Origin of the sequence: Novosphingobium profundi, from assembly GCF_020524485.1 — a bacterium.
In the GTDB taxonomy this organism is placed as follows: Bacteria; Pseudomonadota; Alphaproteobacteria; order Sphingomonadales; family Sphingomonadaceae; genus Novosphingobium; species Novosphingobium profundi_A.
Map to the genome: position 1 here is coordinate 288,473 of NZ_JAIVLF010000005.1, position 26,343 is coordinate 314,815.

The window sequence follows — 26,343 nt, forward strand, 5'->3', positions numbered from 1 at the left end:
CTCCACAGGCGCGGACTCGCCCGACGGCTCTCCGCTTTCACGCCTTGTTCTTCCGGATTTTTACGGAATTGAGCAAGCAAAACGGGCCTCATGTCCCACGCTGACACTCTGCGCCGCACCGCAGCCTTCGCAAAAACAACTTTCCTACACCCACACGCACGATGTAATCCTGCGTGACGGTGGCCCTGCCCTGGCAGCGCGCACCCTCTCCCGAAAGCGATGATTCCGAACACCCGTTTGGCCTGCAACGCGCCTCGCGCCGCCGCGCCATGCGGGAGCCGTTCGCCCCCTTCCCATCCCGCACGCGCCCACCGGGCGCACAGGAGGCTCATGCCATTCTCGATCCGCAAGGGCGTGCTCCACACCCAGGACGCCGCCGTCACACAGGTTCCCAGCCCCAACCATTCGGGCGCATTCCGCCGTCCCCCACGTCTTGTCGTGATGCACTACACAGCCGGTGGCAGTGCGGCGTCCTCGGCAAGCTGGCTCGCCAACCCCGCAGCGGGCGCCTCGGCGCACCTCGTGATCGGGCGGGACGGTACGGTCATCCAGTGCGTCAACCTGGAAAGGCGGGCGTGGCATGCCGGGCGCTCGGCTTGGCGGGGGCTATCCGGCCTCAACAGCCACGCCATCGGCATCGAACTTGCCAACCGCGGCCCCCTCACGTGGTCGCCTCAAGGATGGTGCGATGCGAGCGGCACGACCATTCCCGCCATCGAGGCCGCCCACCGCCATGGCGGACCGGTCCGCGGCTGGGAAGTCTATCCCGAGGCCCAGATCAAGGCCGCCATCGCCGTTGCCCGGACCCTCGCCGAAACCTACCCGATCCACGAAATCGTCGGACATGACGACATCGCGCCGGGCCGCAAGCTCGACCCCGGCCCCGCCTTCGATATGCCTGCGTTCCGTACGCAAGTGCTGGGGGCCTCCCTGCGCGCACGAGTCACGGCCTCCTCGCTGCGGGTGCGCAGCGGCCCGGGCCTCGATCACCCAGTCCTGCGCGCTCTGCCCCGGGGCACGCCCGTCGAGGTCACCCAGCGCCATCGCGACTGGATCGCCATTGCGCCGAGCCAATGGGTCTTTGGGGAGCACGTGGCATGAGGGGCCTCTCGGCGATCCTACGCGCGTCGAGCGGCGAGTTCGAAACGACCCGCGTACTCGGCACCTTCGGCGTCCTCCTCTATGCTCTGGGGGCCCACGGCCTTCTCCTGTTCGAGACAATCGGACGCGGCCGCCCCTTTGATCTCGCCACCTACTGCACGGCCTTTCCCGGCGGCCTTGTCCTTCTGATCGGCACCGCAGGCGGCGTCGCAGCTCTGAAAGACCGCCAGGTCGCCCGCTCGCGCGCCATCGACAAGGAGACCGCGCGATGATCCCGCTCCCCGTTGGCCTGCTTCGCGCTTTGGCCTGGCCCTGGCGCCTGCTTCGCACACACCCCTGGCCCACGCTCGCGCTCGCCCTTGCCGCCTTCGCCTGGTTGCAACACGGACGCGCGCGCGACTGGCGCGAACGCGCCCGCAGCGAAGCTACCAGCCACGCCGCGACCAAGGCGAACTACCAGAGCGCGCAGAAAGAGGCCGCGCAGCGCGCGCAGGAACAACGCCTCGCCACCGAAGAAACGCACGCCCGCCTTGCAAAGGAAGCCGACGATGCCCTTCACGAAGCCGATCTGTGGCGCGCTCGCGCTGGCCGTTTTGCCGATGACGGCGGCATGCGCATCGCGTGTAGAAACACCGCTAGCGGTTCGCCCAGCGGCGCCCTTGCCGCCGGCGCGGATTACCCTGCCCCGCGCGGTGACGGATCCGGTAGGCCTTCCGTCACTCTCTCCCGCGCCGACTTCGACGCCCTGAGCGCGAACACCGCGCGGCTCCTGCGCGTCCACGCCTGGGGCCAGCGGCTTGTCGAGGAAGGCCTCGCCTTTCCGCCCGAAACGCCCTGACTGCAGGCCGCTCAGCCCCCGCGCAGGAGCTGCACCCCGTAGTCGCGCTCGAACAGATAGAGGAGAATCCGCGCCGCCTCGCCGCGCGCGCCTTCAAGGCCACCATCGCGCTCCATCAACAGGCGGGCATCGTCGTGGGCAAGCGGGAGCAGCTTGGTGATCTGTTCAAGACTGGCGATGCGAAACGGCGTGTCGCCCGACTGCCGCGTGCCAAGAAGTTCGCCTCCGCCACGCAGTTGCAGGTCCTCCTCGGCAAGGCGAAAGCCATCCTGCGTCTCGCGCATCAGCGCGAGGCGCTGGCGGCCGGTCTGGCTGAGCGCCTTTCCGCGCAGCAGCAGACAGGTCGATTTTTCCGAGCCACGTCCGACACGCCCGCGCAGCTGGTGCAGCTGGGCCAGGCCGAAACGCTCGGCCTGCTCGATCACCATGAGCGTGGCGTTGGGGACGTCAACGCCAACCTCGATCACGGTCGTTGCAACCAGGAGGCTCGCCTCGCCCGAGGAAAAGCGCTCCATCCCGGCGTCCTTTTCCTCGCCCTTGAGCTGGCCGTGGACCATGACGACGCGGTTGCCGAAGCGCTCCTTGAGCGCTTCGTAGCGCGCTTCGGCAGCGGCAATGTCGTCGGTCTCGCTCTCGGTCACCATCGGGCAGACCCAATAGGCTTGCTGGCCCGACTGGATGTGGCGCGAGAGCGCACCGACCACGTCGTCCATCCGGTCGGTCGAGACGACGCGGGTGTCGATGGCCTGGCGTCCGGGCGGCAGTTCATCGAGACGCGAAACTTCCATCTCGCCGTACTGCGCCAGTGTCAGCGTGCGCGGGATGGGCGTCGCCGTCATCGCCAGCGTGTGCGGCGTGCGCCGCCCCTTGCGCGCCAGCATCAGGCGCTGGCCGACACCGAAGCGGTGCTGTTCATCGATCACGACGAGGGCCAGATTGTGGTAAGCCACCGCGTCCTGGAAGATCGCGTGAGTGCCCACCACAATCTGGATCGAGCCATCAAGCAGGCCCATCAGGATCGCCTCGCGCGCCTTGCCCTTGTCACGCCCGGTCAGGAGCGCGATCTCGACGCCGGTACCTTCCAGCATCTTGCGCAGCGTGGTGTAGTGCTGGCGCGCGAGGATCTCGGTCGGGGCGAGCATCGCGCCTTGCGCGCCCGCCTCCACCGCGATCAGCAGCGCCGAGAGCGCGACCACCGTCTTGCCCGCACCGACATCGCCCTGCAGCAGCCGCAGCATCGGCGCAGTCTGGGCAAGGTCCCCCTCGATCTCGCGGATCGAACGGGCCTGCGCGCCGGTCAGCGCGAAGGGCAGGCTGAGCTTGGCCCGCAGATGCCCGTCGCCCTGCAGCGGCGTGCCGCGCTGCGAACGGTTGCTTGCGCGCACCAGCATGAGCGCCAGCGCATTGGCGAAAAGTTCATCATAAGCGAGGCGATCGCGCGCAGGCTCGTTGGGGCCACGGTGCGCCTCGCGCAGGGCCTCGTGCCAGGCGGGCCAGTCGCTCTTGGCCATCTGGCTGGGCTCGATCCATTCGGGCAACTCGGGCAGGTGCTCCAGCGCCTGTTTCACAAGCGAGCCCATACGCCCCTGCGTCATCCCTTCCGACAGACCGTAGACGGCTTCGCGCTGCTGGCCGATGGGCGCAGTGTCGCTTTCCGAGACGTGTTCGGGGTGCACCATCTGGCGCGTCTGCCCGTATTCATCGATGCGCCCTGCCACCCAGCGCGTCTCGCCCACGGGAAGCTGCTTCTTGCCGGTGTAGGAGGCGCGCCCGAAGTAGGCGATCGTGCAGATATCGCCCGCATCGTCCTCGGTGATGATGCGGTAAGGGCCTCGGCCCGAAGAAGCGCGGTGTTCGCGCACGGTCAGGCGCACGATCACGTTCTCGCCGATGCCCGCCTCATCAAGGCGGGTCACCATGCGCCGCTCCACGAAACGGTCAGGCAGATGGTAGGCGAGATCCTTGATCCGCGTCAGGCCCAGCTTTTCCAGCGGGCGACGGATTCGGGGGCCGACCCCGTCGAGGGACTCGGAATCGACAAACAGGGAGTTGAGCGCTTCGGGCCGCATGGCCGCCTCTTAGCGCGCCTCTCGGGCATTTCACCAGAGCCCGTGGAACATACCGACAACTTTCCCCGTTGATGGGAGCAAACGGCAACGAAAAAAGGAGAGAGAGCATGCTCTTGCCCCATGGAACGATGTTTGCGCTGGTCGACGGGGAGAACTTCGAGCTCTACCGCAACGCTGGCAAGGAAGCCGCGCCTGAGCTGACCGCACTCGACGTGCCCGATCTGGCCCCCACCAACTACAGCGCCGGGATCAAGGATCACGACGCGGGCTCACGCCATCCCGCCAACCCCGAAGACCGCACATCGCGTCTTGATGAGGCCGCCCATGTCGCGGCGGTGACGGACTGGCTCAACAAGCAGGCCATGGAAAACCACATGGACAAGCTGGTGGTCATTGCCGACCCGAAATCGCTGGGCGAGATGCGCCGCCACTACCACAAGACGCTCGAAGCCACGATCCTGGAGGAAGTGCCCAAGACCCTCACCGGCCGCTCGGGCCCCGAGATCGTCGCGGCCCTGCGCGCCTGAGCCCACCGACCTCCCCGGTGCGCCTTTCGCACCACTGAAAACCTTGCCCCGGCCCGCGCCGCATTGTAACGGCGCGGGTCATGACTGATACCTCGTCCCGTCTCGCCCGACTTCGCTTTCGTGCCTGGCACCGTGGCACGCGCGAGGCCGACTACATGATCGGCTGCTTCTTCGACCGTTTCCACGAAACCTGGTCGGAGGCCGACATGGACTGGTTCGAGACCCTGATCGAGGAAGAGGACGTCGAGATCATGGCCTGGGCGCTCAAGACCGAGCCGGTCCCCGAGAAGTTCCAGGGTCCGCTGATGGACCGCATGATGAAGCTCGACTACGTCGAAATTCCGTACTGAGTTTTCCCGCTCCCACCCGTATTCCTGGCCTGAGCGTGGCGACGGCCGTTCGCCACACGCAGAAGCCATGACCGACTTTTCCCGCATTCTTTCCGCCACTTCGCCTCTCACGCTGGCCTCCGTTACACGCGGCAGCCAGCCGCTGGTGATGGCCGACCTCGCGCGCGCCGCCAAGGGCCGCGCGGTCTTCGTCGCCGACAACGAGGCGAGCATGAGCGCGCTGGCCGAGGCCGCGCGCTTCTTTGCCCCCGAATTGCAGGTGATCGAATTTCCCTCGTGGGACTGCCTGCCCTACGACCGTGCCAGCCCCGCGCTTTCGGTCAGCGCCCGGCGTCTGGCCGCACTCCACCAGCTCCAGGCCAAGCGCACCGGGCCACTGCTTCTCGTCACCACGACCAACGCGCTGACCCAGCGCGTGCTTACCCCGTTCCGCATCCGCGAATCGGTGAAGCTGCTGAAACCGGGCCTCGAGATCGGCCACGAGAGCCTGATCGCGCTCCTGCGCCGCCAGGGCTACCAACGCACCGACACCGCGATCGACGCGGGCGAATTCGCGGTGCGCGGCTCGATCTTCGACATCGTGCCCTCAGGCCTTGATGCAGGCCTGCGCCTCGACTTCTTCGGCGATGAACTGGAGACGCTGCGCCTCTTCGACACCAACACCCAGCGCTCGACCGGTACGGTCAAGGAACACCTCCTCGTGCCCGCGAGCGAGGCGCTGATCGACGAGGCCAGCGTCAAGCGCTTCCGCACCCGCTACCGCGAGCTGTTCGGCGCGAACGCCACCGCCGACCCGCTCTACCAGGCGGTGAGCGACGGACGGCGCCTGGCGGGTATGGAACATTGGCTGCCGCTCTTCGAGGACCGCCTCGTCACGCTCTTCGATCACCTCGCGCCCGAGGACGTGATGGTCCTCGACAGCACGGTCGCAGGGGCCGCCGAAGAGCGCTTTGGCGACATCGCGGACTACTTCAGGAACCGCAAGGAAACCTCTGGACAGAAAGCGGGATCCTACCGCCCGCTGGCCACCGATGCGCTCTATCTGGCACCCGATGAGTTCGCCGAGCTGGCCGAGGCCCAGCCCGCGCACAAGGCCGATCCCTTCGCCCAGCCCGAGAGCGCCAGGGTCCTCGACTTCGGCTTCTCCAACGCCCGCGATTTCGCGCCCGAACGCGCGCGCGGCGACAACGCCTACGAGGCCGCCGCCAAGCACTTCGCCGCGCTTGGCAAGCAGGGCCGTAAACCCATCCTCGCGGCCTATTCGACGGGCAGCCGCGCGCGTCTCGTCTCGATTCTGGGGGAGGCCTCAGGCACCGAGCCGCGCTTGGCCGAAACCTGGCAGGAAGCCCTGGGCATGGCGGTCCAGGGCCGCGCCGCCGCGCTCGTCCTGCCGCTCGAGACCGGCTTTGCCAACGAGGCGCTCGAGGTCGTCACCGAGCAGGATATCCTGGGTGACCGCTTGGTCCGGCGCAAGAAGCGCAAGAAGGACGCCGACGCCTTCATGGCCGAGCTCGCCGCGCTGACGCCCGGCGATCTCATCGTCCACATGGACCACGGCATCGGCCGCTACGAGGGCCTGCAGTCGATCCCGGTCGGCCAGTCCCCGCACGACTGCGTGATGCTGACCTACCATGGCGGCGACAAGCTCTACATCCCGGTCGAGAACCTCGACGTCCTCTCACGCTACGGCAGCGAATCCGAAGGCGTCCAGCTCGACAAGCTGGGCGGCGAAGCCTGGCAGAAGCGCCGGGCCCGTCTCAAGGAACGCATCCGCGAGATCGCGGGCGAGCTGATGAAGACTGCGGCCGAACGTGCGCTGCGCAAGGCCCCCGCGCTGCTCCCCGACGAATCGAGCTTCAACCAGTTCGTCGACCGCTTCCCCTGGCAGGAAACCGACGACCAGGAGCACGCCATCGCCGACGTCCTCGATGACCTGGGCAGCGGCAAGCCGATGGATCGCCTGGTCTGTGGCGATGTCGGCTTCGGCAAGACCGAGGTGGCTCTTCGCGCCGCCTTCGTCGCGGCCATGGCCGGCCAGCAGGTCGCGGTGGTGGCTCCCACCACGCTCCTCGCACGCCAGCACTACTCCGGCTTTGCTGAGCGCTTCAACGGCTTTCCCCTCAACGTCGGGCGTCTCTCGCGCCTCGTCCCCGAGAAAGAAGCGCGCACCACCCGCGAAGGGCTGGCCAGCGGCACCGTCGATGTCGTGTGCGGCACCCACGCGATCCTCTCCAAGACCGTCGAGTTCAAGAACCTGGGCCTTGTCATTGTCGACGAGGAACAGCGCTTTGGCGTCACCCACAAGGAGAAGCTCAAGCAGCTGCGCGCCGACGTCCACGTTCTGACGCTCACGGCGACGCCGATCCCGCGCACGCTGCAAATGGCGATGTCGGGCCTGCGCGAGCTGTCCACCATCCAGACCCCGCCGGTCGACCGCCTTGCTGTGCGCACCTACGTGATGGAATGGGACGACATGGTGATGCGCGAGGCGCTGCTGCGCGAGCATCACCGTGGCGGCCAGAGCTTCATCGTCGTGCCGCGCATCTCGGACATGCCCGAGGTCGAGCAGTGGCTGGCCAAGTACGTGCCTGAAGTTAAGGTCATCGCCGCGCACGGACAGATGTCGGCCAGCGAAGTGGAGGAGCGCATGAGCGCCTTCTACGACGGCAAGTACGAAGTCCTCCTTTCGACCACCATCGTTGAAAGCGGCATCGACATTCCGCGTGCCAACACCATCATCATCCACCGCGCCGACCGCTTCGGCCTTGCCCAGCTTTACCAGCTGCGCGGGCGTGTGGGCCGCTCCAAGCTGCGCGCCTACGCCTACCTGACGACGCCCGCCAACCAGGCGCTCACCGAGGTTTCGGAAAAGCGCCTCAAGGTGCTGAGCGATCTCGACAGCCTGGGCGCGGGCTTCCAGCTTGCCAGCCACGACCTCGACATTCGCGGCGCGGGCAACCTTCTGGGCGATGAGCAGTCCGGGCACATCCGCGAGGTCGGCTTCGAGCTCTACCAGTCGATGCTGGAAGACGCGATCATGGCCGCGCGTGCGGGCGGCGTCGGGCTGGAGAAGGACACCACGGGCCTCTCGCCCCAGATCACCGTCGATGCGCCGATCATGATTCCAGACGACTACGTCCCCGATCTCGCCGTGCGCATGGCGCTCTACCGCCGCCTCAACGATGCGGAGAACCAGGACGAGGTGGAATCGCTCTCGGCCGAGATGATCGACCGCTTCGGCCCCCTTCCCGATCCGACCACGAACCTCATCCAGCTCATCCAGATCAAGCGCCAGGCGATTGCCGCCCACATCGCCAAGATCGACGTGGGCCCGCGCGGCACGCTGGTCAGCTTCCACAACGACAGCTTCCCAAACCCCACCGGCCTCATCGCCTATGCCGAGCGGCTCAAGGGCGCGATCAAGCTGCGCCCGGACCACAAGCTGGTGCTCCAGCGCGCCTGGGGCGATCCCAAGTCGCGCCTCAACGGCCTGTTCCAGCTGACCAAGGGCCTTGCCGGGGTGGCGCGCAAGGCCAAGTGAGGCTGCGACAGAAAGTTACAGAAACGATATACAATATATCCTTGCCTTGAAACCGGCGGGCGACCAGTCTGGGCCGCGAGGTCACACTCGAAAGACAGACAGGGACACCCATGAAACGAATTACGTCGCTCGCCGCCGCCTCCCTCCTCGTGCTCGCGCATCCCGCGCTGGCGCAGAAGGGCGAAGGGCCGGATGCCGCGCGCGAACACGACAAGGCCGTGGCCGAGGAAGTGGCGGCTGGCTGGGCCAGCGCTCCGGTTGAGGAAATCGCCAAGACCGCCAAGGGCTCGGTCAACGTCGATGGCCGCTCCATCGCCTACACCGCAACGGCAGGCACGCTCACCATCCGCGATGCCAAGGGCAAGCCGACCCAAAGCATCTTCTACACCGCCTACACCGCGCCGGGGAAGAACCGCCCGGTGACCTTCTTCTACAACGGTGGCCCCGGCTCGGCGAGCCTGTGGCTACGCATGGGCAGCTTCGCGCCGACCCACGTGCGCACGAACGATCCCATCGCGGTGGCCCCCGCCCCCTATGACGTGGGCCCCAACCCCGACAGCCTGATCGGCTCAACCGACATGGTCTTTCTGGATGCTCCGGGCTCAGGCTACTCGCGCGCGCTGGGTGATACCGACCCGGCCACGTTCTACGGTGTCGATCAGGACGTGGGCGCCTTTGCCGACGCGATCCAGCGCTACATCTCCAAGAACGGGCGCTGGGGCGATCCCAAGTACATCTTCGGCGAGAGCTACGGCACGACCCGTTCGGGCGCGCTGGCCGAGGAAATGGAAGGGCGCGGCATGGCGCTCAACGGCGTGGTCCTGCTCTCCTCGATCCTGAACTACGGCGTGCGCCAGTCAGGCTTCGACAACATCCACATCGGCTATCTGCCCAGCTACGCCGCGACCGCCTGGTACCACAACCGCGTCGCCGACCGCCCCGCCTCGCTCGCCCAGTTCGTCGAGGAAGCGCGCCAGTTCGCCAACGGCCCCTACGCGACCGCGCTGGGCAAGGGTTCGGACATCACGCCCGAAGAGGAAGACGCGATCGCGCGCCAGATGAGCCGCTACACCGGCCTCTCGGTCGACTTCCTGAAGGACGCGAACCTGCGCGTCGATCTCAGCCGTTTCCGCAAGGAACTGCTGCGGACCGAGCGCGAGACGCTGGGCCGCTTCGATTCGCGCTACACCGGCACGGATGCGGATGCGGCGGGCGAAGGGCCCGAGTACGATCCCTCCAGCACGGGGATCACCGGGCTCTACATCTCCAGCTTCATGGACCAGCTGCACACGACTTTCGGGTACGACACCGATCTCACCTACCGCCGCAGCGCGCGCGAAGCCGGCAACTTTGACTGGGACTGGTCGCACAAGGCCCCTGGCTACGGCTATTCGAGCTTCCAGAACCAGGTCGACGTGACGCAGGACCTCAGCCGCGCCATGCGTACCAACCCGTACATGCGGGTGCTGTCGCTGAACGGCTACTACGACATGGCAACGCCTTTCCACTCGACCGAGCGGGACCTCAAGCACATGATGCTGGAGCCCAAGCTGCGTGGGAACCTCCAGTTCAGGTACTATGAGGCCGGGCACATGATCTATCTGAACCCCGAAGCGCTGCACCAGATGCGCCTCGACCTCGAAGCCTTCTACGCACAGGGCAAGTAAGCTTAGGACACAGGCACGCGCGGACCGGGATCAGGCCCTCAGGCCCTTGCCATCTCGGTCCGCGCCAGCTTCTCGAACAGGACCACGCTCATCGGCTGGGCGCGCAGGAAGCCCTGATAGTACCCGCAATGCTCGCGCGCGACGGCCTCACGCTGGTCGGCGCGCTCGATCCCCTCGGCAATCACCTCCAGATCGAGCGCTGTGGCCATTGCCACGATTGCGCGCAGGATCGCGACATCGCGCGGGTCGGTGGTGATGCCCTCGATCATCGCCCGGTCGAGCTTGATGTAATGGATCGGCAGCACTTTCAGGTACCGGAAATTGCAAAAGCCCGCGCCGAAGTCGTCGAGCGCGATGCGGATGCCCTGCGCCGAGAATTCCGCCATGATCTGCGCGGCGGCCGTGACATCGGCAATCAGCGACTGCTCGGTAATCTCAAGCGTCAGCTGGCGCAGAGGAAACCCGCTCTCGCCCACGAGGTCGAGCATCTGGGAGGTGTAGCTCTCGAAGGCCAGATCCTCGGGCGTCACATTGATCGAAAGCCGCAGGTCCTCGGGCCAGTCGCGCGCGGCCCACAGCGCCTTGCGCGCGATATGCTGCGACAGCGGCCCGACATGATCGGTCCGCTCGGCAAGGTTAAACAATGCCCCTGCCCCGATCCGGCCCAGTTCGGGATGATCCCAGCGCGCCAGCGCCTCAGCCCCGGTCAAGCGGTCATCCTCCAGACTGAACTGGGGCTGGAAGAGGACCTCGATCTCATCCCGGTCAATCGCGCCCAGGAGGTCGGCCTCGAGCTGCGCGGTCGAGATCCCGGGCGGGATCGCCTCGCCATCGGCCCAGACCAGCCGCGCGCCCTGCTGCTCGTTCACCGCCTGAAGCGCGACGCCGAGCCGCTCGAGCATCGACTCGACCGCTTCCTCGGCCAGCGTCCGGATCAGGGCGAAGCGCGGCGAGAGGCGGATCACCCCCGAAGGCACGGCGATGGGCCGCGAAAGCAGATGTGAAAGCTGGTCGGCCAGAAGCTGCCAGCGCTCACGACTGCACGAGATGTTGGCGACCAGCAGGAAATTGCCACCGCCTGCACGGGTCAGCACCCAGGGCGCGTCCAGCTCTTCCGAAGCGTAGTGGCTGACCCGGGCGGCAATTTCCTCGAGCGCGCCGTCGCCGGCAGCCGCACCATAGGCCATATTGATCGCATCGAGACGGCGCAGGCTGATGAGCATCGCGTGGACGTGCACCGGGGCCAGGTTCTCCTGCGCCTCGGCCTGCCACGCGGCCATGCGTTCATGGACGAGCTCCACGCCGGGAAGGCCGCTCAGGCGATCTTCCAGTCTCAGCGCGAGGCGTTCGGCCTGGCCAGGGTGCGACGACGTCATCTTTTCTCCTTTATGCCAAAGGCCTTGCCAAACCGTTCAAAATTTACCAGCCCCATGGGCCGGGCCGGGAACAGCTGTCCCGTTCGGGAACACATTTCTGCGGAGTTTCCATGAGTCAGATTTCCCCCTCAGATGAAGCGGTTAGCCCGCCCTTGCGGCTCGCTCTCATCCTCTCTGACAGCGCGCAGGCCCAGACCCGCGCGGAGGAGCTGCGCGAGGCCCACCCCTGGGTCGAGCCCGAGGAGGCCGAAATCCTGGTGGTCGTGGGCGGCGATGGTTTCATGCTGCATGTGCTGCACGAAATGCTCGACAAGGGGATTTCCAAACCCTGCTACGGCATCAACCTGGGAACCGTGGGCTTCCTCATGAACAGCCTCCATGGCGATGCGACCGTGCTCGAGCGGATCCACGCCGCACGGCGCATTCCGGTCAGCCCGCTGCGCATGCACGCCACCACCCAGTCGGGCGAGGAATTCAGCTACTACGCGATCAACGAAGTCTCGCTCCTGCGCGAGACGCGCCAGACCGCCAAGCTGGAGATCCGCATCAACGGACGTGTGCGCATGGGCGAGATGGCGGGCGATGGCATTCTCGTGGCGACGCCGGTCGGTTCGACCGCCTACAACCTCTCCGCCAACGGGCCGATCCTGCCGCTGGGATGCCGCATGCTCGCCCTCACCCCGATCAGCCCCTTCCGTCCGCGCCGCTGGAAGGGCGCGATCCTGCCCGAAAGCGCCGAAGTGGAGTTCCGCATCCGCGAGCCGGGCAAGCGCCCGGTCGCCGCGGTCGCCGACCAGAAGGAAGTGCGCGACGTCCGCACCGTTCGGATAAGCACTTCGACCGAAAGGGAAATGACCCTCCTCTTCGATCCCGGCTTCACCCTCGAGGAACGCATCTTCGCCGAACAATTCCAAGTCTGAGGCGGTTTTCTGCGAGCCCCTCAAAAAAAATCAAATTTTTGCCAAGATCAGGGTTGCCAACCCAAAACACCCTGCGTATAGGGCCAGTCCTGCCGCGGCGGTGGAAACACTGACTGGCTGCTCCCCGATAGCTCAGCGGTAGAGCCCTCGACTGTTAATCGAGTTGTCGTAGGTTCGAATCCTACTCGGGGAGCCACTTCCTTCCCAGGAAGTTCAGCGGCTCAAAGGAGTTACGCCCCAAGCCGGGCTTACCGCAAACTCCTTGCTCTCCTATCGCAGCAAGCCATGACAACTCCCTTCCGGGAGCACTGGACAAGCGTCCGGTGAGGCCGTTACCTCTGGCCGCATGAGCACCGTCCCGACCCACGCCGCTGCAACGCCCGATCCGGCGCGTGAGGCGCGCGAGCTGAAAGCGCAGGGACGTCTCGACGAGGCTCTTGAGGCACACCTACGCGACGTGGCGGCCCGCCCCTCCAGCGCCATTGCCGAACACAATCTTGCCTCGACGCTGGGCGACCTCTCCCACTTTGCCGAATCTGCCGAGGCGGCTCGCCAAGCGTTGAGGAAGGGCTCCACCGCACCGGAAACCCAGCTCGTGCTGGCCCGCGCTCTCCAGGGTCTCCTCCAGCTCGACGAGGCCGAGCATGCCTTTCGCCGCGCGCTGGAACTGCGCCCCGACTATCTCGACGCCCACCAGGACCTCGCCCAGCTGCGCTGGATGCGCACCGGCGATCTTGGTCATGCCGCCGCGCACCTCGACGCCGCCCTTACCCGTCAGTCCCCCGCAACGTCCGCGCTGATGATCCTGCGCGCGCGGCTCGACATTGCTGCAGGCGAAGCTCCAGCCGCGCTGGCACGGCTGGAGCGGCGCCTTTCGTCCCACGCCAATGACCCGGCCCTGCACCTTGCCGCCGCGCAGGCCGCAGCGGCCGCCGATGCCCGCGAGGTCCATCTGACCCATGCCGTCCAGGCCCTGCGCCTCGCGCCGTCCTCGCAGATGGCCGCCAAGTCCGCCGTCGAGGCGCTCCTCGGGCTGGGCCGCGCCGAGGAAGGCCGCGACCTTGCTGCGCGCATCCTCGCCCACCATCCCCAGGATCAGGGCGTACGCGCCCTCCTTCTCACCGCCCAGCGCCTGCTCGGCGATCCGCAGGGCAGCGCGCCCTATCGCGATAGTGGGCTGGTGCAGCAGATGGAGGTGTCCACACCTAAGGGCTGGTCTTCCCGCGATGCCTGGCTGAGCGCGCTTGGCGAGGCGCTGCGCGCGCGGCATGGCTGGACCATGCACCCGCCCGGCCAATCGCTGCGCGGGGGCAGTCAGACCCAGGAAGACCTCGCCCGCAGCCCCGAGCCCGTCCTCGCCGGATTCTTTGCCAGCGTGCGCGAGACAATCGCGCGCTACATTGCCGAGCTTGGCCCCGGGACAGACCCGACCCGCGCGCGCATTCCCGAACCTGCCAACACCGATAGCCCGGGCTGGCGTCTGACAGGCGCATGGTCGGTCCTGCTGCGCGCGGGCGGCGGGCACCACGTCGATCACGTCCATCCCGAGGGCTGGCTTTCGAGCGCCTTCCATGTGGAAACGCCGCCCGCGACCGACACCGGCCAGCAAGGCTGGCTCGCCTTCGGACGCCCGGGCTGCGCGACCTCGCCCGCGCTAGAGCCGCTTGCGCATATCCGCCCCAAGCCGGGGCACCTCGTCCTCTTCCCCAGCTACCTGTGGCACGGCACCGAGCCCTTCGACGGCAAGGCCGACCGTCTCACGGTTGCCTTCGACATCGTGCCGGAAAACCGCGCCTGAACTCGCCCTCGCGAAAAAAGTTTCCCTTTTTTCGGTTTTTTGCCTGAGGGTTCGCGCCGGACCTGCGTCCTACCCTACGACGCAAGGCACACGATGCGCGAAGAGGAGATACGGATATGCGAATTGGGCTTAGGGCGGCGAGCTTCACGGCAATGGCGCTCCTGCTGACCTCACCGGGCCTGGCCCAGATCTCACAGCCCAACACAATGGGCATCGCGACACCGGCCGAAAGCTTCCCGCAGGAACCGGGCAGCGACTACTTCCTTGCCAACTACGACCAGTACGAGGCCTACCTGAAGACGCTGGCCAGCCAGTCGGACCGCATGAAGCTGGTCGATATCGGCAAGAGCGCGGAAGGCCGCACGATGTGGGTGGCGATCGTCTCTTCGCCCGAAAACCTCGCCAAGCTCGATCACTACAAGGACATCAACGCCCGCCTCGCCAAGGCGAAGGGGCTCGACGATGCACAGGCGCAGGCGCTGGCCGAGGAAGGCAAGGCCGTGGTCTGGATCGATGCCGGCATGCACGCGACCGAGACGGTGACCACCCAGTCACAGATCCACGTTCTCTACCGCATGCTGACGAAGACCGACGCCGAGACGAAGCGCATTCTCGATGACGTCATCATCCTCTTTGGCCATGACAACCCGGACGGCCTCCAGCTTGTCGCCGACTGGTACATGCGCAACGAGGACCCGGAGAAGCGCGAATTCCGCACGATCCCGCGCCTCTACCAGAAGTACGTCGGGCACGATAACAACCGCGACAGCTTCATGGCGCAGATGCCTGAGACCGAGAACGTCAACCGCGTGCTGTTCCGCGAGTGGTTCCCGCAGATCATCTTCAACCAGCACCAGACCGGGCCCGAAGGCATGGTCGTGTTCGTGCCCCCGTTCCGCGATCCCTTCAACTACAACTACGACCCGCTGCTGATGACCGAGCTGCAGGAAGTGGGCTCGACCATGCACAGCCGCCTCATTGCCGAGAACAAGCCGGGCTCGGGCATGCGCAGTTCCGCATCGTACTCCACCTGGCACAACGGCATGGAGCGTTCGGTCTCCTACTTCCACAACTCGATCGGCCTTCTTACCGAGATCATCGGCGGCCCGACGCCCATGAATATCCCGCTCGTCCCGGAAGTACAGCTGCCCGACAACGACAAGCCCATGCCCATCGCCCCGCGCGAATGGCATCTGGCCGACAGCCTGGAATATCAGTGGAGCCTTGACCGCGCGGTGCTGGACTATGCCTCGCGCAACCGCGACCGGCTGCTGTTCAACTACTACCGCATGGGCAAGAATTCCATCGAGGAGGGCCTGACCGACAGCTGGACGACCACGCCCACCGATATCGAGGAGCTCCAGGAAGCGGGCAAGGACCGCCCGGCGCCCAAGGACGAAAACAGCTACTTCCGTGCCAACCGCGTCGATCCCGCCCTCTACGGCGAAGTGCTTCAGGCAAGCGAGAAGCGCGACCCGCGCGCCTATGTCATCTCGCGCAGCCAGCGCGACCTGCCCACCACGGTCGCCTTCCTCAACGCACTTCTCAAGAACGGCGTCGAAGTGCTGGAAGCCGATGCCCCCTTCTCGGCCGCGGGTACCAGCTATCCGGCAGGCTCGTGGATCGTGAAGACCTCGCAGGCCTATCGCCCCCACGTCCTCGACATGTTCGAGCCGCAGGATCACCCGCACGACGTCGAATACCCCGGCGGTCCGCCCAAGCGGCCCTACGACATCACCGGCTACACGCTCTCCGACCAGATGGGCGTAGGCTATGACCGTGTGTTCGAGACCATCGATCCGGCCGCGTCCCCCATCACCGGCCTGCTCGACGTGCCCGCTGGCCAGGTCGTGGGATCGGGCGATGCGGGCTGGCTGGTGCGCCACGAGACGAACAACAGCTTCATCCTCACCAACCGCCTGCTGAAAGCAGGCCTGCCGGTCTCGTGGATCAAGAGCGCGACGCGCGCAGGCGATGTCGAATTTGCGCCCGGCGCGGTCTGGATCCCCGCTTCGGGTGAGGCCCGGAGCATCGTCGAGGCCTCGGTCAAGGACCTGGGCATCAACGCCTATGCGCAAGGCACCGCACCTTCGCAGGACACCATGGCCATTGCGCCGGTGCGCGTCGGGCTCGTCGACCAGTACGGCGGGGTCATGCCCTCGGGCTGGACGCGCTGGCTTTTCGAGCAGTACGAGTTCCCCTTCGAGGTCGTCTTCCCAAGCGAGCTCGACCAGGGCAACCTTGCCGACAAGTTCGACGTCCTCGTCTTCGCCAACGGCACCGTGCCGCCTGTAAAGGACGGCCCATGGAGCGGGCGCCCCTCCTCGATGCCGGATCCCGAGACGATCCCGGCCGAGTACCGCTCGCAGCTTGGGCTCGTCAGCGAAGAGAAGACCGCGCCCGCACTGGCCGCATTCGCCAAGGAGGGCGGCACGATCATCGCCATCGGCAACGCCGCCCGGCTGGCGACTATGCTCAAGGCCCCGCTCGTCCCCGCGCTGGCCAAGGAGGAGGACGGCGAACTCAAGGGTCTGACCACGAGCGAGTTCTTCATCCCGGGCGCCCTTGTGGAAGCCCGCGTAGATCCCTCCCAGCCGCTGGCCTACGGCATCACGCCAACGGTCGACATGTTCTTCGACCGCAGCCAGTCCTTCACCTTCACGGGAGGGGGCTCACAGGCCCGCAAGGTCTCCTGGTACGAGAGCCCGACCCCGCTCAAGAGCGGCTGGGCGATGGGTCAGGAAAAGCTCCAGGGCACGACCGCGATTGCCGACGTGGACCTGGGCAAGGGCAAGCTTTTCGTGATGGGTCCCGAAGTCACGCAGCGCGCACAGCCCTATCCGACCTTCAAGTTCCTCTTCAACGGCATCCTCTACGGCCCCTCGAGCAAGAAGTAACCAAGCACTCAGCCACACAGCGTGCCGGACATGGAATATCCATGTCCGGCATTTTTTATAAATTATTTCGTATTCAAAGTGAGGGATTTTGGAGGCACTGCGTCTCTTGTTGGTGAACGTGACATCACTTCACCAAATGAGGGGTAACGATGAAGTCCAGAACGCCCATTCGCCTATTCCTGACCGGCACGTGCGCACCTTGCGCCCTGCTTGCCACCGGTGCACTTGCCCAGAGCCTGCCCGAAGCCCCTCCCGAGCCCGAGAACGTGGGCAGCATCGTCGTCACCGGCTCGCGCATCGCCCGCCCCGACTACGAAGCGAACAGCCCGATCGTCTCCATCGGCAACGAAGCGCTGGAAGACAGCGGGCGCCTGACGGTCGAGAAGGCTCTCTCCCAGATGCCCCAGTTCACCGGCGCGTTCGGCGAATCCAATGGCGGCTCCACCAGCACCGGCCTCAACGGCGGCCAGGCCTACGCCAGCCTTCGCGGCCTTGGCGCCAAGCGCACGCTGCTGCTGGTCGACGGGCGCCGTCTCCAGCCCTCCAACCCGGACGGCTCGGTCGACCTCAACACCATCCCCGAAGCGCTCATCGAAAGTGTCGAGGTCATCACCGGCGGTGCCTCGACAACCTACGGTTCGGACGCGACCGCGGGCGTTGTCAACTTCCGCCTCAAGCGCAGCTTCGACGGCATCGAGATGCACGGCCAGATCGGTACGAGCGACTACAACGACGGTGAAAGCTACCGCATCGGCGCGGTCGCGGGCTCGGAGTTCGCAGACGGTCGCGGTTCGGCGGTCATGTCCTTCGACTACACCAAGCGCTCGCGCGCCTACCAGTACAACCGCGACTACTACCGCTACCGTTCCACGGTCGCCGGGCTCGCCACGATCCCGCAGGGCACGGCCCTGTTCGGCTCGAACCTGCCCAGCATCGATGCCGTCAACGACGTCTTCCAGGGCACCTACGGCACGCCTGCGCTGACCGGCAATGCGACGGGCCAGTATACGGGCTGGATGGGGTTCAACACCGACCAGAGCCTCTTCACCAATGTCGGCGTGCCGGTCTACAACTTCCGCGACGGCGATTCCGACGAGGCGTACCTCGTCACAACCTCGCCCACCAACCAGCAGCTGAACTTCGGCTACACCGGTGGCTCGATCCAGTCCGACCTCGACCGCTACAGCTTCTACGGCAAGCTCGACTACGAACTCACCGATAGCATCCGCGCCTTCGCCGACTTCTCGATGACCGACTACACCTCGGTCGGCCGGGCCAACCCGACGCTGGCCTCCAATGTCTATGGCCTGAGCGTTCCGGTCTCCAACCCCTTCATTTCCAGCGAGTTCGCCTCGATCCTCGCCTCGCGCCCCGATCCCGAGGCCGACTTCACTTTCTACAAGGCCTTCAACATCTTGGGCCCGCGCTACCAGCGCTACCACTACAACGTCTGGCAGGGCACGGCGGGTCTTGCGGGTGACGTGGGCGTCAAGGACTGGACCTGGGAAGTCTACGGCGCGCTCAGCAAGGCCAAGTTCGAGAACGAGCAGACCGGCGGCGCCAGTGCCTCGGCCCTGCGCGACCTGCTCTACAGCCCCACTGGCGGCAGCGACCTGTGCGAAGCCGGCTTCAACCCCTTCGGCAACCTGACGCCCTCGCAGGACTGCATCGACTTCATCTCGCGCCGCACGCTCAACACCAATACGCTCAAGCAGCGCACGGTCGAAGGCTCGATGCAGGGCGGCCTGTTCGAGATGCCCGCAGGCCAGGTGCGCTTCGCCGTGGGCGCGGACTACCGCTACAACGCCTACACCTTCGAGCCCGACAACCAGCTCAGCCAGGCCGATGGCACCAGCGACATCCTGGGCTACAGCGTGCTGCGCTCCGCGTCCGGTTCGGTCTCGACCAAGGAGTTCTTCGCCGAACTCTTCGTGCCGATCCTGCGTGACCTGCCCGCGATCCAGGAATTCAACCTCGACCTTGGCTACCGCTATTCCGATTACAGCTCGATCGGCGGAGTGCACACCTACAAGGCCGACTTCGACTGGCGCGTGATCGACAATGTGCGCCTGCGCGGCGGGTACAACCGCGCCATCCGCGCTCCCAGCGTGGGCGAGCTTTACGCCCCCGTATCAACCGGCAGTGTAGGCATCGGCACGCCCTCGCCCACCAACACCAACGGCGATCCGTGCGACGTGCGCTCCTCGTACCGCCAGGGCGCGGCGGGTGACGACGTACGTGCCCTGTGCCTCGCGCAAGGTGTCCCGGCCAGCATCATCGACAGCTACCAGCTCGGCACCGCACAGGTCTTTGCCCTCACAGGGGGCAACCCGGATCTGCAGGAAGAAAAGGCCGACACGCTGTCCTTCGGCGCGGTGCTGACATCGCCCTTCGTCTCGCCGATGCTGTCCAACATGTCGCTCTCGTTCGACTGGTACCAGATCAAGATGAAGGAGGCGATCGGGCCGCTCTCGATCGCACAGGGCATCCAGTTCTGCTTCAACTCGGGCGGCAACAACCCGAACTTCGATCCGCAGAACTACTACTGCTCGCTGATCGAGCGCAGCTCGGACAGCGGCGTGCCGGTCAATCCGGTCCAGCCGCTCCTGAATCTGGGCACCTTCAACGTGAAGGGTATCGACGTGCAGTTCGACTGGAACTTCGGGCTCGACACCATCTTCGGCGGCGATCCGGGCGAGATCGCGATCAACGTGGCGGGCAGCTACCTCGACACCTTCTCGATCCAGGCGCTGCCGGGCGCGCCGACCTACGACTATGCGGGCAGCATCGGCACCGGCATCGAATCCGGCGCAGGCACCGCGCACCCGCGCTGGAAGTCGGTGAGCGCCTTCACCTGGTCCAAGAACGGTTACAGTCTGGGCCTTCGTTGGCGGCACATTTCCTCGATGATCGCCTCCAACCGCGTTGTCTCGCCCACCAGCACCACGCGCGGGGTGAGCGCCTACGATGTCTTCGATCTCAACGCGCGTGCGGAACTGCCCGCCGAGACCGAACTGCGCATCGGCATCACCAACCTGTTCAACCGCCACCCCCCGCAGGTGGGTGACAGCGAGGGCACCTACAACGCGCAGAACTACGACGTCATCGGGCGCTACTTCAACGCCTCGATCACCAAGCGCTTCTGATACCCGCCCTGGCCTTCGGGACCGGCGCTGCGCCCTCGAACAGGACGCGGCGTCGGCCCCGAAGGTCCTTTTGCGATCTACGTTGTGACCAAGGACAGCACATGACCTTCCTTCCGATTCCCCTTCGCGGCCTGCGCCGTGTCGCCGGTGCCGCGCTGCTGGCGGCAAGCACCGCCCTCACCACGCCTGCCCTCGCCGCCCCCATTCCCGAAACCCAGCAGGACCAGATCCTCGCCGCGCTGGAAAGCGACAAGGCGGTCTTCGATGAAACCGCGCTCAAGATCTGGGACTACGCCGAACTGGGCTACCTCGAGACACAAAGCTCCAGCCTCCTCCAGTCGCGCCTGGCCGAGGCCGGTTTCAACGTAAAGGCGGGCATCGCGGGCGAGCCCACCGCCTTCGTCGCCAGCTACCGCACCGGCGAGGGCCCGGTCATCGCGCTCCTCGCCGAATACGACGCCCTGCCCGGCCTCTCGCAGGCCGCCTCGCCCGTACGCCAGCCGCTGGAAACCGAAGGCGGACACGGGTGCGGCCACAACCTCTTCGGCACCGCCTCCACTTACGCGGGGATCGCGGTGAAGGAATGGATGGAGGCGAACGGCATCAAGGGCGAGGTGCGGGTCTACGGCACCCCGGCCGAGGAAGGCGGCTCGGGCAAGGCCTACATGGTGCGCGACGGGGTATTCGACGACATCGACATCGCGCTCCACTGGCACCCGGGCAACACCAATTCAGCCGCGCAAGGCCCCAGCCTTGCCAACATCTCGGGCAAGTTCCGCTTCCACGGCCGCTCCTCGCACGCCGCCGGGGCCCCTGCCGCGGGCCGCTCCGCGCTCGACGGCGTCGAGGCGATGGACACCATGGTCAACATGATGCGCGAGCACATTCCCGATGGGACGCGCATCCACTACGTCATCACCGATGGCGGCAAGGCCCCCAACGTCGTGCCCGACGAGGCCGAGGTGTACTACTACGTGCGCCACGTCGATCCGCAGGTCGTGCGCGATGTCATGGGCTGGGTGCGCGAAGCCTCGCAAGGTGCGGCCATGGGGACCCAGACCAGCGTCGACTTCGAACAGACCGGCGGCGTCTATTCGCTCCTGCCCAACGAGACACTGATGAAGGTCATGGACCGCTCGCTGCACAAGGCCGGCGCGATCACCTGGACGGCCGAGGAGACCGCCTTTGCCCGCAAGCTTCAGGAAAGCTTCAAGAACCGCGCCGCGCCGCTTGAAAGCGTCGGCGAAATCCAGCCTGCCGTACTCGAGGAAAAGGCCCTGTCGGGCTCCACCGATGTCGCCGATGTCAGCTGGGTCAAGCCGACCGTCGGCCTCTCGACCGCGACCTTCGTGCCAGGTTCAGCCGGGCACAGCTGGCAGAACACCGCTGCGGCAGGCTCCAGCATTGGCCTCAAGGGCGCTATGGTCGCGGCCAAGACCCTGGCTCTCACCGCCGCCGAACTGCTGGTGAGCCCCGCCGAAATCGCCGAGGCCACGACCGAGTTCGAGAAACGCCGAGGTGCCGATTTCAAGTACGAGGCCATGATCGGCGACCGCCCGCCCCCGCTCGACTATCGCAAGACCGCTTCGGAATAGAGGGCCCATCGCCCCTTGCCCCCCAAACGGTCGACCTCACCTCTCTCAGCCTGGGCGGCTTTGCAGAGGTGAGGTCGACCGTTTGGGGAGCCCGAGGGCGATGGCCCTCGGAACCATTCTTTTCTGATCAATACGGGACGAGCCGCGTCTCACCGTCAGCATCCACGTCAGGCCGCGCGATCTGGTAGGCTTCCAGCGCCTCGATCAGCGCTGCCGGATCGTCCGTGCGCACCACGCCGCTGAAGACGCGGTGCTCCAGCGCCGGGTCCAGCACCAGACGATGCGCGAGATGGCGGTTGAGCCGGGCGACGACATCGCCGAGCGGCGCGTTGTCGAAACTGATGCGCCCGTCCATCCAGCTGCGCGTGTCGGATGCTTGCCCTTCGACCAACTGCGCGTCGCCGCCACGGATGGAGAGCACCATTCCCGGCTCCAGCGTCCAGCTGTGATCGCTCTGTGCAATCGCTTCCACTTTCACGCGCCCCTCGACAAGGCCGACATCAAGGCCATCCCCGCGCAGGTCCACGTCGAACTCGGTGCCAAGCGCGGTCACCCGGTACCCGCCTGAGGTCACCGTGAAGGGATGCACCGCGTCCTTGGCCACGCGAAAATAGGCTTGCCCCTGCGCCAGTTCCAGGCTGCGTCCCGAACTTCCGGGCAGGACACGCACCTTCGAGGCGGCATCGAGCGTGACCTCGCTTCCGTCCTCGAGCGTGAAGGCCTGTGGAGCCTCACCCCGGCTCGTCGCAAGAATGCGAGCGGCGGGCGCGCCTGCGCTGCCGCCGATGCCTCCCTGGTAGGCCAGAAACGTCAGCGTGCCGATACCCAGCACTGCCGCCAGCAACGAGGCGAGAACCAGCCGCCGTGCGCCCCGTTCCGGCGCCCCCTGAGGCTCCTCGCCGCAAGTCCGAGCCGCTTCGATCCAGTCCGCAGCTTCGTCCTTGCCATCCCCCTGCACTTCCCCACGCGCCGGAGCAGCCAGGGCCTCGGCAACAAGAAGCCGGGCCTCTTCGGACAGCGCCGCTTCGTCGGCCAACTGCGCGGCTCGCTCAACCCGGTCCCAGGCCGTGCGATGCGCGGGATCGGCCGCATACCACGCTTCGAACGCCGCGCGTTCGGACGGCTCCACATGATCGCTGGAGAGGCTGGCATACCAGGAGGCGGCTGCGTCGTTAACGCACGTACCTGTCATGGGGAATTACTCTCCCACGCAGGCGCTGAGGTGGCGAATGGCCTTCATGATATGCTTTTCAACTGCGCTGATCGAAATACCGAAGTGCGATGCGATGGCCGCATAACTCATTTCTTCGAAGCGGTGAAGGACGAAGACCTGGCGTGTCCGATCCGGCAGATCGCGTAGCGAAACCATCACCCTCGCGAGCCGCTGCTTGCCTTCGAGCACGCGCGCAGGCGAGATTTCCTCGACCGGATGGTGGTAATCTTCAAGCGAGACATGCGCCTCGCGCTGGCGCACGGCCTCACGCCGCCAACGGTCGGTCAGCACCGAGCGCGCCACCTGAAACGCATAGCTTTCCAGCGATTCAATCCGGCTGTCGCCACGCCGCTGGTGCAGGCGCAGAGCAACCTCCTGAGCCATGTCCTCGGCCTCCTGGAGACCGACGCGCCGCGCAAGAAAATCGCGCACGGCACCCACGACTGTATCCCTGTGATCCGCCTCACGAGGGCGAATGACACTCAAACGAAGCCCCATGTCCACCCCCTGTCCGGCAGACATCTTCCCCCAATGAATACTCTTCTCGCATTGAAGAACAACATATTGAAATTGGTGGGTCAAGCAGAGAAGATAGTATTCACGACCAAGGGGGAATCGGGCTCTCTCGCGACAGGGCACGCAGCACATGAGGGACAGGACCAGGACCGGTTTCACTGACCGGACGCGCGCGCCCCGCGTGCTGTTGCGCTGCGCCCTGGCGCTGCAGATCGGCCTCCTCTTCGCACTCCCGCAGATCGCCGCGGCGCGCACTCCGGCCGCGCCCTACACGATCGCGGCGGGCCCCTTGCGGCTCGCCCTCGTCCTTTTTGCCCGCCAGAGCGGCGTGCAGATCCTTTTCGCCCCCGAACTGGTAGTCGGGAAACAAGCCCCTCCGCTGACGGGCCGCCATACCATCGACGAGGCCCTGACCCGGATCCTTGCCGGAAGCGGCCTCTCGGCCCGTAAGCTGGACTCCGGCGCCATCCTCATCGTTCCCGCATCCCCCGCCGCGCCCCCGCTCGTTTCCGCCCATGACCAGTCGCCGGATGGTGTGCGCCCGCAGGGGCTCGAAAGCCCGCGTCCGGACATTCTCGTCACCGCCTTCAAGTACCCGACCCTGCTGGCCCAGAGTGCGGCCGATCTCACGGTGATCGGTGCCCAGCTCCAGCGCGAGCGGGGCATCGACGGTCTTGCCACGCTCGCGCAGGCCACGCCCTCGCTCAACATCGCCCAGAACAACAGCGCAGCAAGCCGCCTCACCCTGCGCGGCGTTTACGGGCGCGGCGAGCCGACGGTCGGCGTCTACTACGGCGATTCCCCCGTCAGCGGCCCCTCGGGCACGACGTTCGATCCGGGCGGTATCGCGCTCGATCTCGAACTGGTCGATCTTGCCCGCATCGAGGTCCTGCGCGGCCCGCAGGGGACCCTTTACGGGGCAAGTTCGATGGGAGGCACCTTGCGCTTCCTCTTCAACACGCCCGATGCGACGGGGGCTTCCGGCGAAGTGCGCGGCGGAGCCTCGATTACCCGGCATGGCCGCCCCGGCCATCACCTCTCGGCCATGGTCAACCTTCCGCTTGCCTCCGACACGCTTGCGCTGCGCGCGGTGGCCTATGACCGCACGACGGGGGGCTATATAGATCACCCCCGCTTCGCCCTCGCCGACCAGGGCGGAACCGAGCGCCAAGGCGCACGCCTGGCCCTCGCCTGGACGCCCAGGCCCGATCTCGACCTCAAGATCTCGTTCTTCCACCAGGAGACGCGCAGCGATGGTGCGCAGTTCTTTGACCAGCGCGACGGCGTGCGAACGAACGACCTTGCCGTGCGCACCCCCAATGCGAACACGCTCAACCTCGCCAACGCCGCTTTCGACTGGCGCAGCGATTGGGGCACGCTGACCGCGCTTGCGACCTTCTACCGCTGGAAGGTCCTACGCCAGAGCGACTTCAGCGACGTCCTTGCAGGGCTCATTGACAATCCGGCCAGTTGCCTGCGCCACGCAGGACTTGGCGAGAGCGCCAGTTGCACGCCGTCGCAATGGGAGGCCTATCGCGCCTTCGTTTCGACGCGCCTTCCCGCGATCCTCTATCAGCCGATGTGGGTCACCAGCGCAAACGGCGAAGTGCGCTTCCACAGCGAGGCCCTCGCCCGCACCTCCCTCACCCTGGGGCTTTTTGCCGAAACCCGGCGCGACCGCGTCGACAGCATCACCGCCCGCGCCGATGCGGGCTCGGGCCTGCTGGTTCGCCCGCTCGACATCACCGGGGCACGGGCCATCTGGACCGGCCTCAACCAGACCGCGCTGTTTGGCGAAGCCTCCTACGACCTTTTCCCCCGCGTCCGCCTGACCGCAGGCCTGCGCCTGTTCCACTATGGCAAGACCGCAAGGGGCGACATCTTCACGCCCAACCTCATCACGGGCACCGCGGATATTGCCCCGGGCCGCTTCAGCACGCGCGAGAGCGGCTCGAACCTCAAGTTGCAGGCAACCTGGCGCCCCTCCCCCGATCTCGTGGCCTACCTGCAGATGGCCGATGGCTTCCGTCCGGGCGGCGTCAACATCACCCCTTCGCTGAGTGAAGAGAACCGCAGTTACGCCGCCGATTCGCTGCGCAGCTACGAAGTGGGCCTGCGCCTTGGTCTGCCTGCCGCCGGGATCGAGCTGCAAGGCGCGCTCTACCACATCGGCTGGTCGGACATGATCTACAACGCCTCCAGTCCCAACAGCGCCTTCGTCTACAACACCAATATCGGCTCGATCGCGATCGACGGCGCAGAAGTGAACGCGCACTGGCAGGCCAGCGACGAGCTCGCCCTCGCGCTTTCCGCCAGCTGGACCGATGCCCGTGTCGCCCGCGACCAGGAACGAGCCGGCACGCTGGGCCAGCTTTTCGCAGGCGACCGGGTGCCGATGATCCCGCGCCTCGCCGCCTCGTTCAGCTTGGCCTACGAACGCCGCCTCACTTCGGGAACAAGGCTATGGGGACACCTCGACGCCGTGGCCTCGAGCGGCTTTGCCTCGCAGTTCAATACCCTGCAATCGAGCTACGCCCGAACGCCCGCGCGGGCGAGCCTTGATCTGGCGGTGGGGGTGGAACGGAGCGGCTGGGACCTGTCGCTCAACCTGCGCAATGCACTCGATACGCACCGCCCCGAGCAGGTGCTGGCCACCTCGCTGGGCGCGCGTCAGATCTTCGCCCCGCGCCCGCGCACACTTGGTCTGGAACTTGGCTTGGCGTTCTGAAGGTCTCTCTTGCCGGTAGGCAGGCCGGAGCATCGCTGTTAGCCTTGCTCCAAACGACAAG

General features: G+C 66.2%; 17 protein-coding genes and 1 tRNA gene. 14 read left to right on the forward strand and 4 right to left on the reverse strand.

What is annotated here, in order from left to right:
- The first annotated feature begins 330 nt into the window (after window positions 1-330).
- Genes LC060_RS15265 through LC060_RS15275 form a run of 3 tightly spaced genes read left to right on the forward strand, consistent with a single transcriptional unit; the run spans window position 331 to window position 1,939 of the window.
- Window positions 331-1,101: an N-acetylmuramoyl-L-alanine amidase gene (locus tag LC060_RS15265; RefSeq protein WP_226637015.1), complete on the forward strand. Its 771-nt coding sequence runs from the start codon at window positions 331-333 to the stop codon at window positions 1,099-1,101.
- The gene (locus tag LC060_RS15270) at window positions 1,098-1,373 is read left to right on the forward strand and encodes a hypothetical protein (protein ID WP_226637017.1); all 276 of its coding nucleotides are present in this window, start codon (window positions 1,098-1,100) and stop codon (window positions 1,371-1,373) included. Before LC060_RS15265 ends, LC060_RS15270 begins: the two co-directional genes overlap by 4 nt.
- Window positions 1,370-1,939, forward strand: a complete 570-nt coding sequence (locus LC060_RS15275) for a hypothetical protein (protein WP_226637018.1) — start codon at window positions 1,370-1,372, stop codon at window positions 1,937-1,939. The genes LC060_RS15270 and LC060_RS15275 overlap by 4 nt, the downstream gene beginning before the upstream one ends.
- Window positions 1,940-1,950: 11 nt before the next feature.
- Here the strand turns inward: LC060_RS15275 and recG are convergent, their stop codons facing one another.
- On the reverse strand, window positions 1,951-4,008 hold the full coding sequence (gene recG, locus LC060_RS15280) for an ATP-dependent DNA helicase RecG (RefSeq protein WP_226637020.1): 2,058 nt from the start codon (window positions 4,006-4,008) through the stop codon (window positions 1,951-1,953).
- 107 nt (window positions 4,009-4,115) lie between these two features.
- Here recG and LC060_RS15285 point away from each other — a divergent pair, with 107 nt between their 5' ends.
- From LC060_RS15285 to LC060_RS15300, 4 genes are all read left to right on the forward strand, one after another.
- A complete protein-coding gene (locus tag LC060_RS15285) occupies window positions 4,116-4,535 on the forward strand; it encodes a host attachment protein (RefSeq protein WP_226637026.1) in 420 nt (139 codons plus the stop codon).
- Window positions 4,536-4,615: 80 nt separating this feature from the next.
- Entirely contained in the window at window positions 4,616-4,885 is a 270-nt protein-coding gene (locus tag LC060_RS15290; protein WP_213502275.1) for a succinate dehydrogenase assembly factor 2, read from the forward strand.
- A 67-nt stretch (window positions 4,886-4,952) separates the two neighbouring features.
- A complete protein-coding gene (mfd, locus tag LC060_RS15295) occupies window positions 4,953-8,426 on the forward strand; it encodes a transcription-repair coupling factor (RefSeq protein ID WP_226637027.1) in 3,474 nt (1,157 codons plus the stop codon).
- A 110-nt stretch (window positions 8,427-8,536) separates the two neighbouring features.
- Complete coding sequence (locus LC060_RS15300) at window positions 8,537-10,093, forward strand: S10 family peptidase (protein ID WP_226637029.1); 1,557 nt, start codon at window positions 8,537-8,539, stop codon at window positions 10,091-10,093.
- 38 nt (window positions 10,094-10,131) lie between these two features.
- Here LC060_RS15300 and LC060_RS15305 read toward each other — a convergent pair whose 3' ends face one another.
- Window positions 10,132-11,469, reverse strand: a complete 1,338-nt coding sequence (locus tag LC060_RS15305) for an EAL domain-containing protein (RefSeq protein WP_226637030.1) — start codon at window positions 11,467-11,469, stop codon at window positions 10,132-10,134.
- Between the two features lie 110 nt (window positions 11,470-11,579).
- Between LC060_RS15305 and LC060_RS15310 the strand changes: the two genes are divergently transcribed.
- The 6 genes from LC060_RS15310 to LC060_RS15335 all read left to right on the forward strand — a co-directional run bounded on the left by LC060_RS15310 (window position 11,580) and on the right by LC060_RS15335 (window position 21,825).
- Window positions 11,580-12,389 (forward strand): NAD kinase, encoded by an 810-nt coding sequence (locus LC060_RS15310; protein ID WP_039392863.1) that lies wholly within the window; start codon window positions 11,580-11,582, stop codon window positions 12,387-12,389.
- Between the two features lie 121 nt (window positions 12,390-12,510).
- Window positions 12,511-12,585: transfer RNA gene (locus LC060_RS15315), tRNA-Asn, on the forward strand.
- A gap of 150 nt (window positions 12,586-12,735) precedes the next feature.
- Complete coding sequence (locus LC060_RS15320) at window positions 12,736-14,187, forward strand: 2OG-Fe(II) oxygenase family protein (RefSeq protein WP_226637032.1); 1,452 nt, start codon at window positions 12,736-12,738, stop codon at window positions 14,185-14,187.
- Window positions 14,188-14,303: 116 nt separating this feature from the next.
- A complete protein-coding gene (locus LC060_RS15325; RefSeq protein ID WP_226637034.1) occupies window positions 14,304-17,084 on the forward strand; it encodes a M14 metallopeptidase family protein in 2,781 nt (926 codons plus the stop codon).
- A 149-nt stretch (window positions 17,085-17,233) separates the two neighbouring features.
- On the forward strand, window positions 17,234-20,230 hold the full coding sequence (locus LC060_RS15330) for a TonB-dependent receptor domain-containing protein (RefSeq protein ID WP_226637036.1): 2,997 nt from the start codon (window positions 17,234-17,236) through the stop codon (window positions 20,228-20,230).
- Between the two features lie 101 nt (window positions 20,231-20,331).
- Window positions 20,332-21,825: an amidohydrolase gene (locus LC060_RS15335; RefSeq protein WP_226637038.1), complete on the forward strand. Its 1,494-nt coding sequence runs from the start codon at window positions 20,332-20,334 to the stop codon at window positions 21,823-21,825.
- Between the two features lie 127 nt (window positions 21,826-21,952).
- On the opposite strand, the gene LC060_RS15340 is transcribed toward LC060_RS15335, so the two are convergent.
- Window positions 21,953-23,017 carry a FecR family protein gene (locus LC060_RS15340; RefSeq protein WP_226637044.1) on the reverse strand — a complete coding sequence of 355 codons (1,065 nt, stop codon included), beginning with the start codon at window positions 23,015-23,017 and terminating at the stop codon, window positions 21,953-21,955.
- Window positions 23,018-23,023: 6 nt separating this feature from the next.
- Window positions 23,024-23,536 (reverse strand): RNA polymerase sigma factor, encoded by a 513-nt coding sequence (locus LC060_RS15345; protein ID WP_226637484.1) that lies wholly within the window; start codon window positions 23,534-23,536, stop codon window positions 23,024-23,026.
- A gap of 148 nt (window positions 23,537-23,684) precedes the next feature.
- Here LC060_RS15345 and LC060_RS15350 point away from each other — a divergent pair, with 148 nt between their 5' ends.
- Complete coding sequence (locus LC060_RS15350) at window positions 23,685-26,282, forward strand: TonB-dependent receptor domain-containing protein (RefSeq protein ID WP_226637046.1); 2,598 nt, start codon at window positions 23,685-23,687, stop codon at window positions 26,280-26,282.
- Window positions 26,283-26,343 lie beyond the last annotated feature (61 nt).

Excerpts from the sequence above, each read along its gene's own strand:
- LC060_RS15265 (WP_226637015.1), top strand. The coding sequence starts at position 331 with ATGCCATTCTCGATCCGCAAGGGCGTGCTCCACACCCAGGACGCCGCC.
- LC060_RS15270 (WP_226637017.1), top strand. The coding sequence starts at position 1,098 with ATGAGGGGCCTCTCGGCGATCCTACGCGCGTCGAGCGGCGAGTTCGAA.
- LC060_RS15275 (WP_226637018.1), top strand. The coding sequence starts at position 1,370 with ATGATCCCGCTCCCCGTTGGCCTGCTTCGCGCTTTGGCCTGGCCCTGG.
- recG (WP_226637020.1), bottom strand. The coding sequence starts at position 4,008 with ATGCGGCCCGAAGCGCTCAACTCCCTGTTTGTCGATTCCGAGTCCCTC.
- LC060_RS15285 (WP_226637026.1), top strand. The coding sequence starts at position 4,116 with ATGCTCTTGCCCCATGGAACGATGTTTGCGCTGGTCGACGGGGAGAAC.
- LC060_RS15290 (WP_213502275.1), top strand. The coding sequence starts at position 4,616 with ATGACTGATACCTCGTCCCGTCTCGCCCGACTTCGCTTTCGTGCCTGG.
- mfd (WP_226637027.1), top strand. The coding sequence starts at position 4,953 with ATGACCGACTTTTCCCGCATTCTTTCCGCCACTTCGCCTCTCACGCTG.
- LC060_RS15300 (WP_226637029.1), top strand. The coding sequence starts at position 8,537 with ATGAAACGAATTACGTCGCTCGCCGCCGCCTCCCTCCTCGTGCTCGCG.
- LC060_RS15305 (WP_226637030.1), bottom strand. The coding sequence starts at position 11,469 with ATGACGTCGTCGCACCCTGGCCAGGCCGAACGCCTCGCGCTGAGACTG.
- LC060_RS15310 (WP_039392863.1), top strand. The coding sequence starts at position 11,580 with ATGAGTCAGATTTCCCCCTCAGATGAAGCGGTTAGCCCGCCCTTGCGG.
- LC060_RS15320 (WP_226637032.1), top strand. The coding sequence starts at position 12,736 with ATGAGCACCGTCCCGACCCACGCCGCTGCAACGCCCGATCCGGCGCGT.
- LC060_RS15325 (WP_226637034.1), top strand. The coding sequence starts at position 14,304 with ATGCGAATTGGGCTTAGGGCGGCGAGCTTCACGGCAATGGCGCTCCTG.
- LC060_RS15330 (WP_226637036.1), top strand. The coding sequence starts at position 17,234 with ATGAAGTCCAGAACGCCCATTCGCCTATTCCTGACCGGCACGTGCGCA.
- LC060_RS15335 (WP_226637038.1), top strand. The coding sequence starts at position 20,332 with ATGACCTTCCTTCCGATTCCCCTTCGCGGCCTGCGCCGTGTCGCCGGT.
- LC060_RS15340 (WP_226637044.1), bottom strand. The coding sequence starts at position 23,017 with ATGACAGGTACGTGCGTTAACGACGCAGCCGCCTCCTGGTATGCCAGC.
- LC060_RS15345 (WP_226637484.1), bottom strand. The coding sequence starts at position 23,536 with ATGGGGCTTCGTTTGAGTGTCATTCGCCCTCGTGAGGCGGATCACAGG.
- LC060_RS15350 (WP_226637046.1), top strand. The coding sequence starts at position 23,685 with ATGAGGGACAGGACCAGGACCGGTTTCACTGACCGGACGCGCGCGCCC.